Raw genomic sequence first — 14,772 nt, 5'->3', positions numbered from 1 at the left:
ATGTTGAAATCAGGTGGTGGGAAGGCGGCGGAAGCCTCGTTTCCTGTCTGCAAGACCGAGCTGATTTCCTTGCACGCTCTGACCCGCCGAAGTTGCTAAAGACTGCTTACGAATAGTTCGTTGGGGGCCTGAGGTCCAACGTGCAAAGGCACCGCGATCTGGGAATGCCCAGAAAATCAGCAGACTCGATTTCGCCCAAGCAGTTGCCACTGTTGCAACTCTGTTGGACCGCACCCACGCGAAGTGCTGGCCCAATGAGTTCCAGATGATTTTGTCTGCGGTTGAAAACGAAGCTGTCGAAGCTGTTGGGGTGATGAGGAGTACAATTTTCGGTGGCTCCGGCACTCTGTCCGATCTGTTCCTTACCGATGGAAACGGTCATCAAGAAACGGCTTTGCACCTGCGCAGACTCAAGGCGAAGCCGCCGCGCAATCGACGGGCCTCCCCCGGCCCGGCGATTTGTCTGACGACAGCGCGCAGCATGCCCCTTTTTCGGATCTTGCCGACATAAAGTGCCCCGCTCCAACCAAGGATCGCCGAACCAGGCCCGCCGACTGCACGGCTCACCGCCCGCGTTCATCCGCACCCATGCGCCGCTCCAGCCACCGCACGCCGGCGCTGATGATCAACACCAGCACGAGGTATTCGAGGATCAGCAGCGTGTAGATTTCCAGCGGGCGGTATTCGGTCACCACCAGCTCGTTGGCGCGGCGGGTCAGTTCCTGCATCCCGATGACCGAGGCAAAGGCCGACATCTTCACGATATAGATGAACTGGTTCGCCAGCGGCGGCAGGATGCGCCGGATCGCCTGTGGCAGGATCACGTAACGCATGGCCTGCCAGCGCGACAGGCCCACGGTCGCCGCCGCCTCGGACTGGCCCCGCGCGATGGACTGGATGCCCGCGCGATAGATCTCGGCGGTGAACGCGCTGTCGGATATCGCCAGCGTGATGATCGCGCCCCAGAACGGGTCGATGGGGATGTTCACGCCCATCGACCGGAACACGATGGGCAATCCGTAGAACACCCAGAACAGCATCGGCAGAAGCGGGATCGCGCGGATGAACTCGACATAGACGCGGTTCACCGCGCGCCAGCCCCAGCGGTCGCTGAGGCCGGGCAGGGCGACCAGCAGGCCAATCGTGATCGACAGGACGGCGGCGATCACGCTGATCTGGATCGTCGCCCACATGCCCGAGACGAGGAATTTCACGTTGGTCCAGCCCTGCGGCGTGGTCGGGTCGATCACGTACCAGCCCCAGCTTTGCGACGACGCGCAGCCCGACAGCGCCAGCAGCGCGAGGAGGAGAAGCGGTCTCAATGGCTCAGGATCTGGCTGAGGAAGGTCTGGCAGCGCTTGGATTTGGGTGCTGCAAAGAATTCGGCGGGCGGGCCGGTCTCCACGATCTCGCCCGCGTCCATGAAAATCATCTGGTCGGCGACCTTGCGCGCAAACCCCATCTCGTGAGTGACCACGATCATGGTGCGCCCGTCCTCGGCAAGGTCGATCATCACGTCCAGCACCTCGGCGATCATTTCCGGGTCGAGGGCCGAGGTCGGCTCGTCGAACAACAGCACCTTCGGCTCCATCGCAAGGCTACGCGCGATGGCGACGCGCTGCTGCTGCCCGCCCGACAACTGGCCGGGACGCTTGCCCGCCTGTTCGGGGATGCGCACGCGGGTCAGGTAGGCCATCGCGCGCTCTTCGGCGTCGCGCCGCGACAGCCCCAGCGCCTTCATCGGGCCCAGCGTCAGGTTGTCGAGCACGCTGAGATGCGGAAAGAGGTTGAACTGCTGGAACACCATCCCGATCTCGCGCCCCAGCGCCTCGGGCGTGGTGCGGTTGCCCACCTCGCGGCCGAACACCTCGATCACGCCCGCCTCGTGGGTCTCCAGCCGGTTGATGCAGCGCACCACGGTCGACTTGCCCGATCCCGACGGGCCGCAGATCACCACGCGCTCACCCGTGCCCACGCGCATCGACACCTCGCGCAGCACCTGGAAATCGCCGAAATACTTCGAAACGCCGTCCAGTCTGATGGCAGGTTCTGACATGATCTCCCGTCTGCGGTGATCCGCGCAAAGAATTGACTTGAACCTATGGTTCTATGTCACAGAACATCAAGGGCGAGTGGCAGTCGGTTGTTTCCGGTCTGTCAGACCGACAAGACACCAGTACATTTGGGAGATGACACGATGAAACACTGGATCACCGCCGCCGCGGTGGGCGTGCTGAGCATTGGCCTGGCGACTGCCGGCCTTGCGCAATCGGCCTTGAACGAGATCCTCGATACCGGGGTCCTGAAGGTCGGCACCACCGGCGACTGGAACCCCATGACCCTGCGCGACCCGGCCACCAACAGCTACAAGGGCTTCGACATCGACGTGATGACCGAACTGGCGGCCGACCTTGGCGTCGAGGTGGAATTCGTGCCGACCGACTGGAAGACGCTGGTGAACGGCGTTGTGGCAGGCCAGTACCACATGACCGGCTCGGCCTCGATCTCGCCCGCGCGGATGAAGGTCGCGGGCTTCTCCGAAAGCTACATCGCGGTCGAGATGCTGCCGTTCACCACCGCCGACAAGGCCGACCGGTTCGATGGCTACGACAGCATCAACAAGCCGGACGTGACCGTGGCGACGACGCTTGGCACCTCGTTCGAGGCGCTGGTGCGCGCATGGTTCCCCGACGCCACGATCAAGGTCGTCGAAGCGCCAGCGCGCGGCTTCCAGGAAGTGCTGGCGGGCCGGGCGGACGTGTTCATCACGTCGAACATCGAAGGGTCGACGCTGGTCGAGAAATTCGGTGTTGTGGCCGTCAAGGGCGCCGAGCCGCGCGCGCCGACGCCCATCGCGATGCTGCTGCCACAGGCCGACCAGGTGTGGATCAACTACGTCAACAACTGGATCAAGGTGAAACAGGCCAAGGGCTTCTTCGAGGCGACCAAGGCCAAGTACGGCCTCTGAGCCGGACGCGCGAAAATTTTAGCAGGAAAATTTTCGCGCCGCACCGTCCCGAACCGTGGCTAGCCCAGCCAGTCGCGGATCGGGACAAGGCGGCGATACTCGGCCATCGCGCGTGACACCAGATCAGGCGCGGTGGCAAATTCGGGTGGATGATCCGTCCAGACCGTCAGGCTCTTGCGGCGCAGCATCTCAGCGCGGGGGTGATCGGCGGCAAACCCCGCGGGCACCCGTTTCAATTCCGGCTCCGATACGCGCAGCCCGTCCGCTTGCGCCTCTGTCAAAAGCACTTCCAGCGCCTCGCCATCAGGCCCGGCCATCCGGTCGCGCAACGTCTGCAACGGCTCTTTCTTCAACTCGAAGACGCCCGTGCCCAGCGTCACGCCATCCGCGTCGAGGCCGAAAAACCACGGCGCGCCACGGGCCGGGGTGAACAGGATGCGCAGCCACGTGTTGTAGGGCGTCTTGTCCTTGGAAAAGCGCACATCGCGGAAGATGCGCATTTGCTTCGATGTGACCGGCGGCGCAGAAATCCGGCCCAGCTCGACCGCCATCGCGTCGGCAAACGCCTCGCCCGCCTGCTTGTAATGCGCCTCGTAGGCCGGTTTCCGCGCCGCGAACCAGTCGCGGTCGTTCCGCGCGCCAAGTTCGCGCAGGAAGGTCAGAAGATCGGGGGAGAACGCGTCAAACGGCATCGGCCAGACCGTCTTTCGACAACAGGTCCGTCTTGGGCATCAGGCGCAGAAGTTCGCGGGTATACTCGGTCTGCGGATCGGCAAAGAGCGTCTCGGTCTCGGCCAGTTCGATCAGCTTGCCATCCTTCAGCACGCCCACCCGGTCGCACATCTGGCGCACGACGGGCAGGTCGTGGCTGATGAACAGCATCGTCAGGCCCAGATGTTCCTGCAAGTCCTTGAGGATGTTGAGGATCTGCGCCTGGATCGACACATCCAGCGCCGAGGTCGGCTCGTCACAGATCAGGAACCTTGGCTGCGTCGCCAGCGCCCGCGCGATGGAGATGCGCTGCCGCTGACCGCCGGAAAATTCGTGCGGGTATTTCATCCCCGCCTCGGCCCCCAGCCCCACCTTGTCGAGCAGTTCGGCCACCCGCGCGCCGACCTCGGCCTTCGGGATCATGCCGAGGTGCAGCGCGGGTTCTGCGACGATGTGATCGACCCGGTGGCGCGGGTTCAGGGAGGAGTACGGATCCTGGAAGATCATCTGGATGTCGCGGCGGTAGTCGAGCACGGTCTGCGCATCCGCGCCCGACACCCGCGTGCCTTCATACAGCACCTCGCCTTCGTCCAGATCGTACAGCCCCGCGATCATCCGGGCTATGGTCGACTTGCCCGACCCGCTTTCGCCCACCAGCCCGAACACCTCGCCGGGCTGGATGTCGAAGGACACGTCGTCCACGGCGGTGAAATACCGGCGCATCGACGGGATGAGCGATCCCTTTTCGAGGAAGCGTTTGGTGAGGTTTCGCGCCTCGATCAGCGGGCCGTCCTTGGGTTTGATCGTGGGCCAGTTGCGCGCGAGATCGGCGATGTTGAACGTCGTCTCCCGCCCGCCATAGCTGATCTGCGGGAAGCGCCTCACCTTGACCTCGGGGCGGGGGACGGCGGCGATCAGGCTCTTGGTATAGGCATGTTCGGGGTGGCCCAGCACCTGCGCGGTCGGCCCGCTTTCCACCACCTCGCCCATGTACATGACGGTCACCCGGTCGGTCGTCTCGGCAATCACGCCCATGTCGTGGGTGATGAGGATCACGCCCACCTGCCGTTCGGTGGTCAGGTCGCGGATCAGTTCGAGGATCTGTTTCTGGATCGCCACGTCGAGCGCCGTGGTGGGTTCGTCGGCAATGATCACGTCGGGTTCCGAACAGAGCGCCAGCGCGATCACCACCCGCTGCCGCATCCCGCCCGAGAACTGGTGCGGATACTGGTCGAGCCGGGTTTTGGGGTCGGGGATGCCGACGCGGGTCAGAAGCTCTTCAGCCCGCTGGGCTGCCTCGCGTTCGCTGAGGCCGAGGTGTTCCTGGATGGTTTCCGTCAGTTGCTCGCCGACGGTGAAGAGCGGGTTGAGGGACGTCAGGGGATCCTGGAAGATCATCGAGATCGTCTTGCCCCGCAGCCTGCGCATCGCCGCGCTGTCCCGGCCCGAGATCTGTTCGCCCCTGAACGACACGGTGCCGCCGGCGATGTGCCCGTTGCCTTCCAGAAGGCCCATGATGGCCGCGCCGATGGTGGACTTGCCCGCGCCGCTTTCACCCACGAGCCCGTGGATTTCGCCCGGTTCGACGGTCAGCGCGGCGTGCTTGACGGCTTCGAAGAGGCCCCGGCGGGTCGGGAAGGCGACGGTGAGGTCGTCGATGGTGAGGAGGGTGTCAGGCATGTCGAACCTCTCCATTTGATGCGCTCCACTGGCCAACCGCCCGGCCCGGCGCAGACGGGCCATGCCCGCCCGGGGCTCCGCCCGTTCGGCGGCGAAACGCTCCACTGGAGCATTTCCGGGTAGCCGCCTCACCCCTCCCCCCGGGAGGGCATTTGTTGGCGTCACGCGCAGCCGCCGCGTCGTGGATGCTTTGACGTGACCACGCCGACCTGATGGATCGATGCCCACCCGAGGTCGGGCATGGCCCGTCTGCGCCTTTGACCATCACCGCATCCTCGGGTTCAGCGCATCGCGCAGCCAGTCGCCCAACAGGTTCACCGACAGGGCCAGCACCAGAAGCGTCACGGCGGGGAAGAACAGGATCCACCACTCGCCCGAGAACAGGAAGCCCTGCCCGATGCGGATCAGCGTGCCGAGGGACGGTTGGGTGGGCGGCGCGCCGACGCCGAGGAAGGACAGCGTCGCCTCGGCAATGATCGCCAGCGCCAGCGAGATCGTGGCGATCACCAGAACCGGCGACAGCACGTTGGGCAGGATATGGCGGAAGGTGATGGCGAAACCCGACCGCCCGATCAGTTGCGCGGCCTGCACGTATTCCTTCTTGCGCTCCACCAGCGTGGCACCCCGCACCACGCGGGCGAACTGCACCCAGTCGCTGAGGCCGATGGCGAGGATCAGCACCCAGATCGCCATCTGGTCGCGGTATTCCACCGGTGTCACGCCCTTGGCGATGCCGAAGATGAGCATGGCGACGAGGATCGCGGGGAAGGTCAGCTGCACGTCGGCGGTGCGCATGATCAGCGTCTCCACCCAGCCGCCGCGATAGCCCGCGACAAGGCCCAGCGTCACGCCGATCAGCATGGCAAGGAGCACCGCGGCAAAGCCCACGAAAAGCGAGATGCGCATGCCGTAGAGGATGGTCGAGAACACGTCGCGGCCCTGGTCGTCGGTCCCCATCAGGAAGCTTTCACCCGTGAACGCGTTGGGTGTGCCGGGGGCGGTGAAACCGTTCATCAGGTTGAGCGAGGCGGGGTCGTAGGGGTTGGTCGTGGCCAGAAGCGGGGCAAAGACCGCCGACAGGACCAGCAGCGCGGTGAAGAAGGCCGACACCATCGCCACGGGCGAGTGGCGGAAGGACCACGCGAAATCGCTGTCCCACGCGCGGCGCAGGCGCGAGGGCGGGATCACGTCAGGGCGGTCGACGGGCATCTCGGTCATGTGCGAAGCCTCGGGTCGATGGCGAAATAGAGCAGGTCGACGATCAGGTTGATCGCCACGAACATGACCGAGATCAGCATCAGGTAGGCGGCCATGACGGGGATATCGACGAACTGGATCGCGTTGATGAAGAGAAGCCCCACGCCCGGCCACTGGAACACGGTTTCGGTGATGATCGCGAAGGCGATGATCGAACCCAGCTGCAGGCCGGTGACGGTGATGACGGGGACCAGCGTGTTCTTGAGCGCGTGGCGGAAATGGATGGCGCGGTCGCGGAGGCCACGGGCGCGGGCGAAGCGGATGTAGTCCTGGCGGAGGACCTCGAGCATCTCGGTCCGGACGAGGCGCATGATCAGCGTCATCTGGTAGAGGCCGAGCGTGATAGAGGGCAGGATCAGCGCCTTCAGGCCGCTCCATGTCAGGAAGCCGGTGGACCACCAGCCGAGGTTCACGGTGTCACCGCGCCCGAAGGAGGGCAGGAGGTCAAGCTCGACCGAGAAGACGTAGATCAGCAGGATGCCGATCAGGAAGGTGGGCAGCGAAACGCCGATGAGCGAGATTGTCATGACCGCGTTGGCGGCAACCGTGCCACGACGGAGCGCGGTGAAGACGCCAAGGACGATGCCGAAGAAGATGGCGAGAAAGCCAGAGACAAACGCCAGTTCCAGCGTGGCGGGGGCGCGTTCCAGCAGGATGTCGGCGACGGGTCGGCCTTGTCGGTAGGAGATGCCGAAATTGCCCTGCACCGCGTTTTCGAGGAAGCGGAAGTATTGCACCGGGAAGGGCTGGTCGAGGCCAAGCTGCGCGCGGAGCCGCGCGATATCGGCATCGGTGCGCTCCTGTCCCAGCATGTTGTCGATCGGGTCGCCCACGAAGGTGAACATCGAAAACGCCACCAGCCCCACGATCAGCAGGACCAGGATCGACTGGAACACGCGGCGGAGGATGAAGCTGATCATCCGGGGATCGTGGGGCGCGGGCGAGGCGAGGTCAAGCATTGCCGCCGGGGAAGCGCCGCTCGTCGCGCCCTTGCGTGCGCGCCTCGCTTTGGCTGGCGCGGAAGTGTTCAGTCGCGGCGCGGGTGGGGAGGGCAGGACCGGGGCGCTGCCCCGGACCCCGACATATTTTCAAAGAGAAGAAGGGGGGCGGGTGTGCCCCCCAATGTTGGTGTCATTTCACGGTGACCCAGCGCAGGATGAAGAAATTGTCGGGGCGTTGGGTGAGGGTGATGTTGTCGCGCGCGCCCCAGACGAGCGGTTGGACGTAGAGGGGGACGTAGGCCTGTTCGGATTGGTAGATGCCGACCGCCTCGGTCATCAGGGCCTGGCGCTTGCTGTCGTCGACCTCGGACTGGATCAGGGGCAGGAGGGTGTCGATCCGGGCGTTGGAATAGTCGCCGAAGTTCCAGGAGCCGAGTTTCTTTTCCGGGTTCGGGGTGGCGAGGAGGAAACGGATCGGGTGTTCGTGGTCGAATGTACCCGGCGACCAGCCGAGGAGGTACATGTCGAAATTGTCCTCGCGCAGTTCTGGCCAGTAGTTGCGCACGGGCATGGCGTCGAGTTCGGCGTCGAGGCCTACTTGCGCCAGCATCGACACGACCGCCTGGCAGACGGCTTCGTCGTTGAGGTAGCGGTCGTTGGGGCATTTCAGGCCGAAGCCGAAGCCGTCTGGGTAGCCTGCCGAGCGCAGGAGGTCGCGGGCCTTGGCCGGGTCGTATTCGGGACGTGCCGAGAGGGCTGGCACGTAGCCGCGCATGGCCGGGCTGACGAGCTGGCTGGCGGGTTCAGCCGATCCGCGCATGATCGTCTGCAGGATCGCGGGGACGTTCACGGCGTGGGCCACGGCCTGCCGGACCTTGACGTTGGTGAAGGGGTTGGCGTCGCCTTCGTTGGCGCCGTATTTCAGGAGGTCCGCGCCCTGCGCCATGCCGAGCATGATCACGCGCGCCTCGATCCCGCGGATGACCTCTACGCCGTCGCGGCCGTCGAGGCGGGCGGCGTCCTGGATGGGGACCGGGTTGATCATGTCCACGTCACCCGACAAGAGCGCCGCCACGGCGGTGGCGGGGTTCTGGATCGGCGTGAAGGTGGCGGTGGTGATGTTGTGTTCGGCCTCTCCCCACCAGCCGTCGAAGGGGGTGAGGACGGTTTTGAGGCCGGGCTGGCGTTCACTCAGCTGGAATGCGGCGGTGCCGTTGGCGTTGAGGGTGGCGAAGTTCTCGGCATCCTTGGCGGGGCGTTCCGCGCCGTTGGCGGCGGCCCAGCCCGCATCCATGATCATCCAGTTGGCGATCGAGTCGGGAAAGATCGGGTTGGGCGCGGCGGTCAGGATGTCGACGGTGTAGTCGTTGACCGCGATCACGTCGGTGACGCCGGCGAACCAGCTGGCGGTGTCGGCCTCGGGCGAGGCGGCGCGTTCGTAGGAGAAGACCACGTCTTCGGCGGTGAAATCCTCGCCCCCGTGGAAGGTCACACCGCGGCGCAGGGTGAAGCGCCAACCGCCGCCGTCGGACTGAATGGGCTCCCATGACGTGGCGAGCGCGGGTTCGATGGCCATGTCCTTGCCGCGGCGCACGAGGCCTTCGTAGACGTTGTTGAGAAATCCCAGCACCGGGGCGGAGTTCACCGCGTGCGGGTCCATCGTTTGCGGGTCGGTGGTGCCGGCCCAGGAAAACGGCGCGGCGCCGGCGGCGCTCGCCAGTGTCAGCGACATGGCAGAGGCGGTCAGAAATCGTTGCATGGCAAAACCTCGGGAATAAATGGGATCAAGCCATGATCATACCGCGTGGGCGGGTCACATCAAATCGCGGGGCGTTTGCGGTCTGCTTTCAGCCGAAGATCGCCTTGAACCGCTCGATACAGAGGCGGAAGCCATCCTCGAAATTGCCGTTGCCGGGGTGGTAGACGGATTCGAAGCTGATCACGCCGTCATAGCCATCGGCGCGCAGGGCATCGGCGATGGGCTGGAACTGGTCGGCCAGTTGGCCCTCACCCATGCGGCGCACTTCGAGCGTGGCGCGGGGCGTATCGACGAGCACGTCCTTGATGTGGACATGGCCCAGATAGCCGTCTTTCACCTCGTCATACCCGTCGGGCCATGCGCGTTCGTGGCACCAGCAATTGTTGGCCGGGTCCCAGAGGACCTTGAGTGCGTCCTTGGCGTCCAGTTCGTCGATCAGTTTGGCCGCGGTATAGTTGGAATTGACCATTGTGCCGTTGCCGGTTTCCACCACCAGCGTGACGCCCTCGGCGCGGGCCAGTTCGACGGCGGGGGCGATCATCGGGGCCATCGTGTCCCACGCGCCGTGGGCGACGTTCCACTTTTCCGCTCCGCCCTTGCCCCAGAGGATCTGCTCCTTTTTCTGGGTCATGATGCGGATGAGGGGGGAGCCGACCACGTGCGCCATGTCGATCACCCGTTTGAGCGCGTCCATGTGTTGCGTGTGGAGCGCGTCGCCGGGGCGGTTGGCGCTGGTCGTTCCGGCGAAGACGTGGCGTGACAGGCAGGACACCGGGTGGCCACGGTCGCGCAACAGCGTGTCGATGTCCCTGATTTCCTGCGCGGTATGGTCGCCGACCTCGGTATCGCCGACGAATTGCAGTTCGGCATATTCGAGGTCGAATTCCTCCATCACGTCGAGCGCGTGGGCGAGATCGCGGCTGATGCCGTCGCAGATGACGCCGAGTTTCATGGGGTGTCTCCTTTGCATGCAGGCTCATCGGCCCTGATGGGCCGCCTCGCGTCAGCGCGTTTTCTTCGCGGCGTGGCGGTGCAGTTCGGCGCCCACGATCTCCTCGATCACGCGGGTGCAGGTCCAGTTGTCGCCGTCCGGGTAGCGCGTGCGCCCGGCGTGGAAGATCTGCATCGCCGCCGCCGCCGTGTGCAGCGGCACGCCCAGTTCCTCGCCCAGCCCCATCGAGATCGTGAGGTCCTTGTGCATCGTGTTGATGTGGCTGCCGGTGCCTTCGAACTGCCGGTCGATGATCTTTTCCAGCGCGTTGTTGACCACGCCGCAGCCCGCAGAGGAGGTGGAGAAGACCTTGAGGATGACCTCTCCCGGAACGCCCGCCTTGGCCGCCAGCGCGGCGGCTTCGAACGTGGCGGAGAATTGCGCGCCGATCAGCGATTGCAGGCAGGCCTTGACCGTCTGGCCATCGCCGGGGCGGGTGCCCACGCGGTGGATATTGGCGCTGACCGCCTCCATCACCGGCGCGAACCGGTCGAGCACGGCATCTGGGGCCGCGGCCATCATCGTCAGCGTGCCGCCCTGCGCGCCGGGAAACCCGCCCGACACAGGCGTGTCGATCAGGTGCAGGCCCGAGCCTTCGAGGGCTGCGCCGATTTCGCGCGCCTCGCGGGGTTTGACGGTGGCCGACAGGATGATGGCGCTGCCTTTGGCCATGGTCGTGGCGAGGCCGTCGAGGATGACCTCCTTGGCCTGATCGCCGTTCATGACCATGACGAAAACCGCGTCCGAGGCCGCGCCGACCTCTGCCGCGTTGTCCTTGCATACGCCGCCGAGGTCGGCAAAGGCCGACATGCGGTGATCCAGCAGGTCCCAGCCGCTTGTTTCAAAACCGTTCGCGATCAGGTTCTTCGCCAGTCCCGATCCCATGTCACCGATGCCGATGATGCCCGTGCGCATGATGCGTCTCCCTTGTGATCCGGGGCCGACGGATGCGGCCCGGACGCGTTTGGTTGCGATACGAAGGGGTTTCGGCGGCCAAGGCTGGCCACAGGCGGGTCCAGAAGACACCCCCCGCCCGGTCCCAAGATAAGCGCAAGCGGGCGGGTCCTGTCACCAAGTTTCTTTGCGGGGCGTTTGGCGGGGTGCGGCCACGGCGGTGTTGCAACCGGTTGCACGGTGCTGCGGGATGCGGCAACATCGCGGGCAGGGAGAGAAGCGATGGCTGTCACGCTCAAGGATGTTGCGGCACGCGCGGGCGTGTCCCGGTCGGCGGTATCGCGCACCTTCACCGCCGGTGCATCGGTGTCGGACGCCACGCGCCGGCGGGTGGAAGAGGCCGCGCGGGCGCTGGGTTACGCGCCGTCGGCGCTGGCCTCGGCGCTGACGACGGGGCGGACGCAACTGATCGGGCTGGTGTCGAACAACTTCCACAACCCGATCTTCCTCGAAGTCTTCGACTTGTTCACGCGCGGCTTGCAGGAGCGCGGCCTGCGGCCCTTGCTGGTCAATCTCAGTGACGAGACCGATCCCGAGGCGTCCGTCCGGATGCTGCGGCAATACTCGGTGGATGGCGTGATCGTGGCGTCCTCGACCCTGCCGCCGTCCTTTGCCAAGGCGTTCCGCGATGCGGGCCTGCCGGTGGTGCATTCCTTCGGGCGGGCGTCCGACCAGCCGCCGGTGGACGTGGTGGGGATCGACAACGTCGAATGCGGGCGGATCGCCGCGCGGGCTTTCCTTGCGCGCGGCATGACGCGGGTTGCGTTCCTTGGCGGGCCGGTGGAGGCGACCTCGACCCAGGACCGGGGGTCGGGCTTCGTGACCGAACTGGCGGGTGCGCCGGGCGTGGCGGTCACCACCAGCTATGCCGCCGCCTATTCCTTCGATGCGGGCCGGGCGGAGATGCAGCGGCTTCTGTCGCACGGGCCTCCGGCGCAGGGGTATTTCTGCGGCGACGACGTGCTGGCCATCGGCGCGCTGAGTGCCGTGCGCGAGGCGAGGCTGGACGTGCCGGGCGACGTGTCGCTGATCGCGCTCAACGACATGGAAATGGCGCGGTGGGAAGGCATCGGTCTCGCCACCATCCGCCAGCCGCTGGACGCGATGATCGAGCGGTCGATCGAGACTATGGTCGCCACGATCGAGGATCCCGCGCGGGTCCCGCGCGCGGTGACCTTCCCCTGCGAACTGGTGGAGCGGGGGACGCTGAAGCCCTTGGGGTGAGCGTCCAGCGCGGAATCAAGGCCGCAGGCCGCCGCGCATCGCCGGGCCGCCCCCCGGCACGGCGATTTTGCCGCCGTCAACGCGCCGCATGAATGTTGCCCGGACTTGGCAACCATAAAGGTTCCTAGAAAGACGGTTGATCGCCGCACCGCGGCCCGACGATGCGCGGCTCAGCGATACATCGGTGGCCGCGCGTCCACCCACGCGCCATCGGCCTTGGCAGACGCCACCGTCGCATAGACCGACGCCATCGACCGCAACCCGGCCTCGGCCTTCGGAAAGTGGTCGGCAGCGGGATCAAGCGGCGTGCCGTCGCGTCGTGCGCGGATCGCGGCGGCAAGATCGACATAGATGTTGGCGACCGCCAGCGGAAAGCCTTCTGGATGGGCAATCGGCACCCGGCTCACATGCGCGGCCATCTCGGAAATCCCGCCTTCACCCTTCTCGATGATCTCGGTCCGGCCGTTCAGGCGCGTGTACCACACCTGTCCGGGTTGTTCCGAATGCCAGCGCACGCCGCCTTTCTCGCCGAACACCTGGATGTCGAGCCCGTGCATCCGCCCGATCGCGATGGTCGAGGTCCAGAGCCGCCCGATCGTGCCCTTCGACAGGCGGAAATTCACCATCGCGTCGTCTTCGAGCACCCGCGACGGGATGGTCGAGGCGAAATCGGCGCTGAGGGTCGTGACCTCGTCGCCGGTGATGAAGGTGGCAAGGTTCAGCGCGTGGATGCCGCAATCGGCCATCTGGCCTGACACGCCCGCCATCGCCGGATCGTACCGCCAGCGCACGCGCGGATTGTCGGCATCTCCCGCATCGGCGTGGTGGCCGTGGGAGAAGTTGGCGACCACGCAGCGGATCGCGCCCAGCTCTCCGCTCGCCACCATGTGCCGCATGTGGCGCACCATGGGGTAGGCGGAATAGCAGTAGTTCACCGCGCAGATCCTGCCCGTGGCCTCTGCCGTGCGGACGATGTCCTCGCCTTCCTCGACCGTCATGGTCATCGGCTTTTCGCACAGGACGTTGAACCCGGCCTCAAGGAAGGCCTTGGTGATCTCGTAATGGGTCGAGTTGGGCGTGGCGACGGTGACGAGGTCGATCCGGTCCTCGCGGCCCTTCTCGCCGTCCAGCATCTCCTGCCAGTTGCCATAGGCGCGGTCGGCGGCGACGCCCAGCGACTGCGCATAGGCGCGGCCCTTGTCCGCGTCGATGTCGAGCGCGCCGGCGGCGAAGGTGAAATGTCCGTCGGCCTGTGCGCCCAGACGGTGCGCCGGCCCGATCTGGCTGCCTTCACCGCCGCCGATCATGCCCCAGTTCAGTTTGGTCATCTGCGTTGTCCTTCACGGGAACTGCTCATCCGCCCTGATGGGCGGCCTCGCTTGTGGCCTAGAAACCGATGCTTTTCAGGTAGCTGGCGTTGATCTTGGCATCGCCCAGCGGATCGGTGTCGGGCAGGGTGGGATCGCAATCCTGTTCCACCGTGCACCACCCCTCGAACCCCGCATCCAGCAGCACCTGCCGCACCGCGGGGAAATCCACGTCGCCGTCGCCCAAGTTGCAAAAGATGCCCTGCCCGCAGGCCGTGTAGAAATCGGTCGAATTCGCCACGACCTCGGCCTTCACCTTCGGGTCGATATCCTTGAAATGCATGTAGGAAATGCGGTCGATATGCCGTTTCATGAAGGCGACCGGGTCGTATCCTGCATAGGAATGGTGCCCGGTGTCGAAACAGATCTTGAGGATCTTGTCGTCGACCTCGTCCAGCAGGCGCTCCAGTTCCGGCTCGAAATCCATGAAGCCCGCGGCGTGGGCGTGGATGCCCACGGTCAGGCCGTATTCCTCGGCCCCCATGCGGGCGATGTCGGCGATGCGGCCCTTGTAGGCCTGCCATTCGGCGTCATCCATCTTTTCCGCCGCGTCCCAGCGACCCGCCGTGGGTGCGCGGCGGGGAGAGATCGAATCGATCAGAACGAGGTGCTGCGCGCCGTGCGCGACCAGCGCCTTGCAGGTGCGCACCGACCCGTCCATCACGTCGTCCCATGCAGCCGGGTCGTGGAAGGGGCGGAAGACGACGCCGCCGATCAGGGTCTGGTCGAACTCCTCCAGCGCCTCGGCCAGCACGGCGGGGTCCTCGGGCATGAAGCCAACGGGGCCCAGCTCGATCCCGGAATACCCGGCCTCGGCGTTTTCCTTCAGCACCTGCCGCCACGGCGGGTTGCGCGGGTCATCTGCAAATTCCACACCCCAGGAACAGGGGGCGTTGCCGATCTGGATGGTCATGGGCGGC

The 14,772-nt window shown here is 65.6% G+C and carries 14 protein-coding genes; 3 read left to right on the top strand and 11 right to left on the bottom strand.

Annotation, left to right across the window (positions count from 1 at the left end):
* Nucleotides 1-223 precede the first annotated feature (223 nt).
* Nucleotides 224-511, top strand: a complete 288-nt coding sequence (locus tag ATO11_RS22320) for a hypothetical protein (protein ID WP_134643151.1) — start codon at nt 224-226, stop codon at nt 509-511.
* A 52-nt stretch (nt 512-563) separates the two neighbouring features.
* Here ATO11_RS22320 and ATO11_RS17710 read toward each other — a convergent pair whose 3' ends face one another.
* Nucleotides 564-1,322, bottom strand: a complete 759-nt coding sequence (locus ATO11_RS17710) for an amino acid ABC transporter permease (protein ID WP_050532248.1) — start codon at nt 1,320-1,322, stop codon at nt 564-566.
* Nucleotides 1,319-2,056: an amino acid ABC transporter ATP-binding protein gene (locus ATO11_RS17705; RefSeq protein WP_050532247.1), complete on the bottom strand. Its 738-nt coding sequence runs from the start codon at nt 2,054-2,056 to the stop codon at nt 1,319-1,321. Before ATO11_RS17705 ends, ATO11_RS17710 begins: the two co-directional genes overlap by 4 nt.
* Nucleotides 2,057-2,197: 141 nt before the next feature.
* On the opposite strand from ATO11_RS17705, the gene ATO11_RS17700 reads away from it, so the two are divergent.
* Nucleotides 2,198-2,968: a transporter substrate-binding domain-containing protein gene (locus ATO11_RS17700; RefSeq protein WP_050532246.1), complete on the top strand. Its 771-nt coding sequence runs from the start codon at nt 2,198-2,200 to the stop codon at nt 2,966-2,968.
* 59 nt (nt 2,969-3,027) lie between these two features.
* On the opposite strand, the gene ATO11_RS17695 is transcribed toward ATO11_RS17700, so the two are convergent.
* The 7 genes from ATO11_RS17695 to ATO11_RS17665 form a co-directional block, all read right to left on the bottom strand.
* Nucleotides 3,028-3,660, bottom strand: a complete 633-nt coding sequence (locus tag ATO11_RS17695; RefSeq protein WP_050532245.1) for a DUF2461 domain-containing protein — start codon at nt 3,658-3,660, stop codon at nt 3,028-3,030.
* A complete protein-coding gene (locus tag ATO11_RS17690; RefSeq protein ID WP_110553763.1) occupies nt 3,650-5,359 on the bottom strand; it encodes an ABC transporter ATP-binding protein in 1,710 nt (569 codons plus the stop codon). Before ATO11_RS17690 ends, ATO11_RS17695 begins: the two co-directional genes overlap by 11 nt.
* Nucleotides 5,360-5,623: 264 nt before the next feature.
* Nucleotides 5,624-6,568, bottom strand: a complete 945-nt coding sequence (locus ATO11_RS17685; RefSeq protein ID WP_423212718.1) for an ABC transporter permease — start codon at nt 6,566-6,568, stop codon at nt 5,624-5,626.
* A 5-nt stretch (nt 6,569-6,573) separates the two neighbouring features.
* Complete coding sequence (locus tag ATO11_RS17680) at nt 6,574-7,536, bottom strand: ABC transporter permease (RefSeq protein WP_050532307.1); 963 nt, start codon at nt 7,534-7,536, stop codon at nt 6,574-6,576.
* 211 nt (nt 7,537-7,747) lie between these two features.
* On the bottom strand, nt 7,748-9,316 hold the full coding sequence (locus tag ATO11_RS17675) for an ABC transporter substrate-binding protein (RefSeq protein ID WP_050532242.1): 1,569 nt from the start codon (nt 9,314-9,316) through the stop codon (nt 7,748-7,750).
* 88 nt (nt 9,317-9,404) lie between these two features.
* Nucleotides 9,405-10,268: a sugar phosphate isomerase/epimerase family protein gene (locus ATO11_RS17670; RefSeq protein WP_050532241.1), complete on the bottom strand. Its 864-nt coding sequence runs from the start codon at nt 10,266-10,268 to the stop codon at nt 9,405-9,407.
* Nucleotides 10,269-10,319: 51 nt separating this feature from the next.
* Entirely contained in the window at nt 10,320-11,222 is a 903-nt protein-coding gene (locus ATO11_RS17665; RefSeq protein ID WP_050532240.1) for an NAD(P)-dependent oxidoreductase, read from the bottom strand.
* A 261-nt stretch (nt 11,223-11,483) separates the two neighbouring features.
* Between ATO11_RS17665 and ATO11_RS17660 the strand changes: the two genes are divergently transcribed.
* Nucleotides 11,484-12,485, top strand: a complete 1,002-nt coding sequence (locus tag ATO11_RS17660) for a LacI family DNA-binding transcriptional regulator (protein ID WP_050532239.1) — start codon at nt 11,484-11,486, stop codon at nt 12,483-12,485.
* Between the two features lie 170 nt (nt 12,486-12,655).
* Here ATO11_RS17660 and ATO11_RS17655 read toward each other — a convergent pair whose 3' ends face one another.
* Complete coding sequence (locus ATO11_RS17655) at nt 12,656-13,813, bottom strand: Gfo/Idh/MocA family protein (protein ID WP_050532238.1); 1,158 nt, start codon at nt 13,811-13,813, stop codon at nt 12,656-12,658.
* Between the two features lie 58 nt (nt 13,814-13,871).
* Complete coding sequence (locus ATO11_RS17650) at nt 13,872-14,765, bottom strand: TIM barrel protein (protein WP_050532237.1); 894 nt, start codon at nt 14,763-14,765, stop codon at nt 13,872-13,874.
* Nucleotides 14,766-14,772 lie beyond the last annotated feature (7 nt).

Source organism: Pseudaestuariivita atlantica (assembly GCF_001205715.1).
Classification (GTDB): domain Bacteria; phylum Pseudomonadota; class Alphaproteobacteria; order Rhodobacterales; family Rhodobacteraceae; genus Pseudaestuariivita; species Pseudaestuariivita atlantica.
This window is presented reverse-complemented; position numbering and strand designations above follow the sequence as displayed.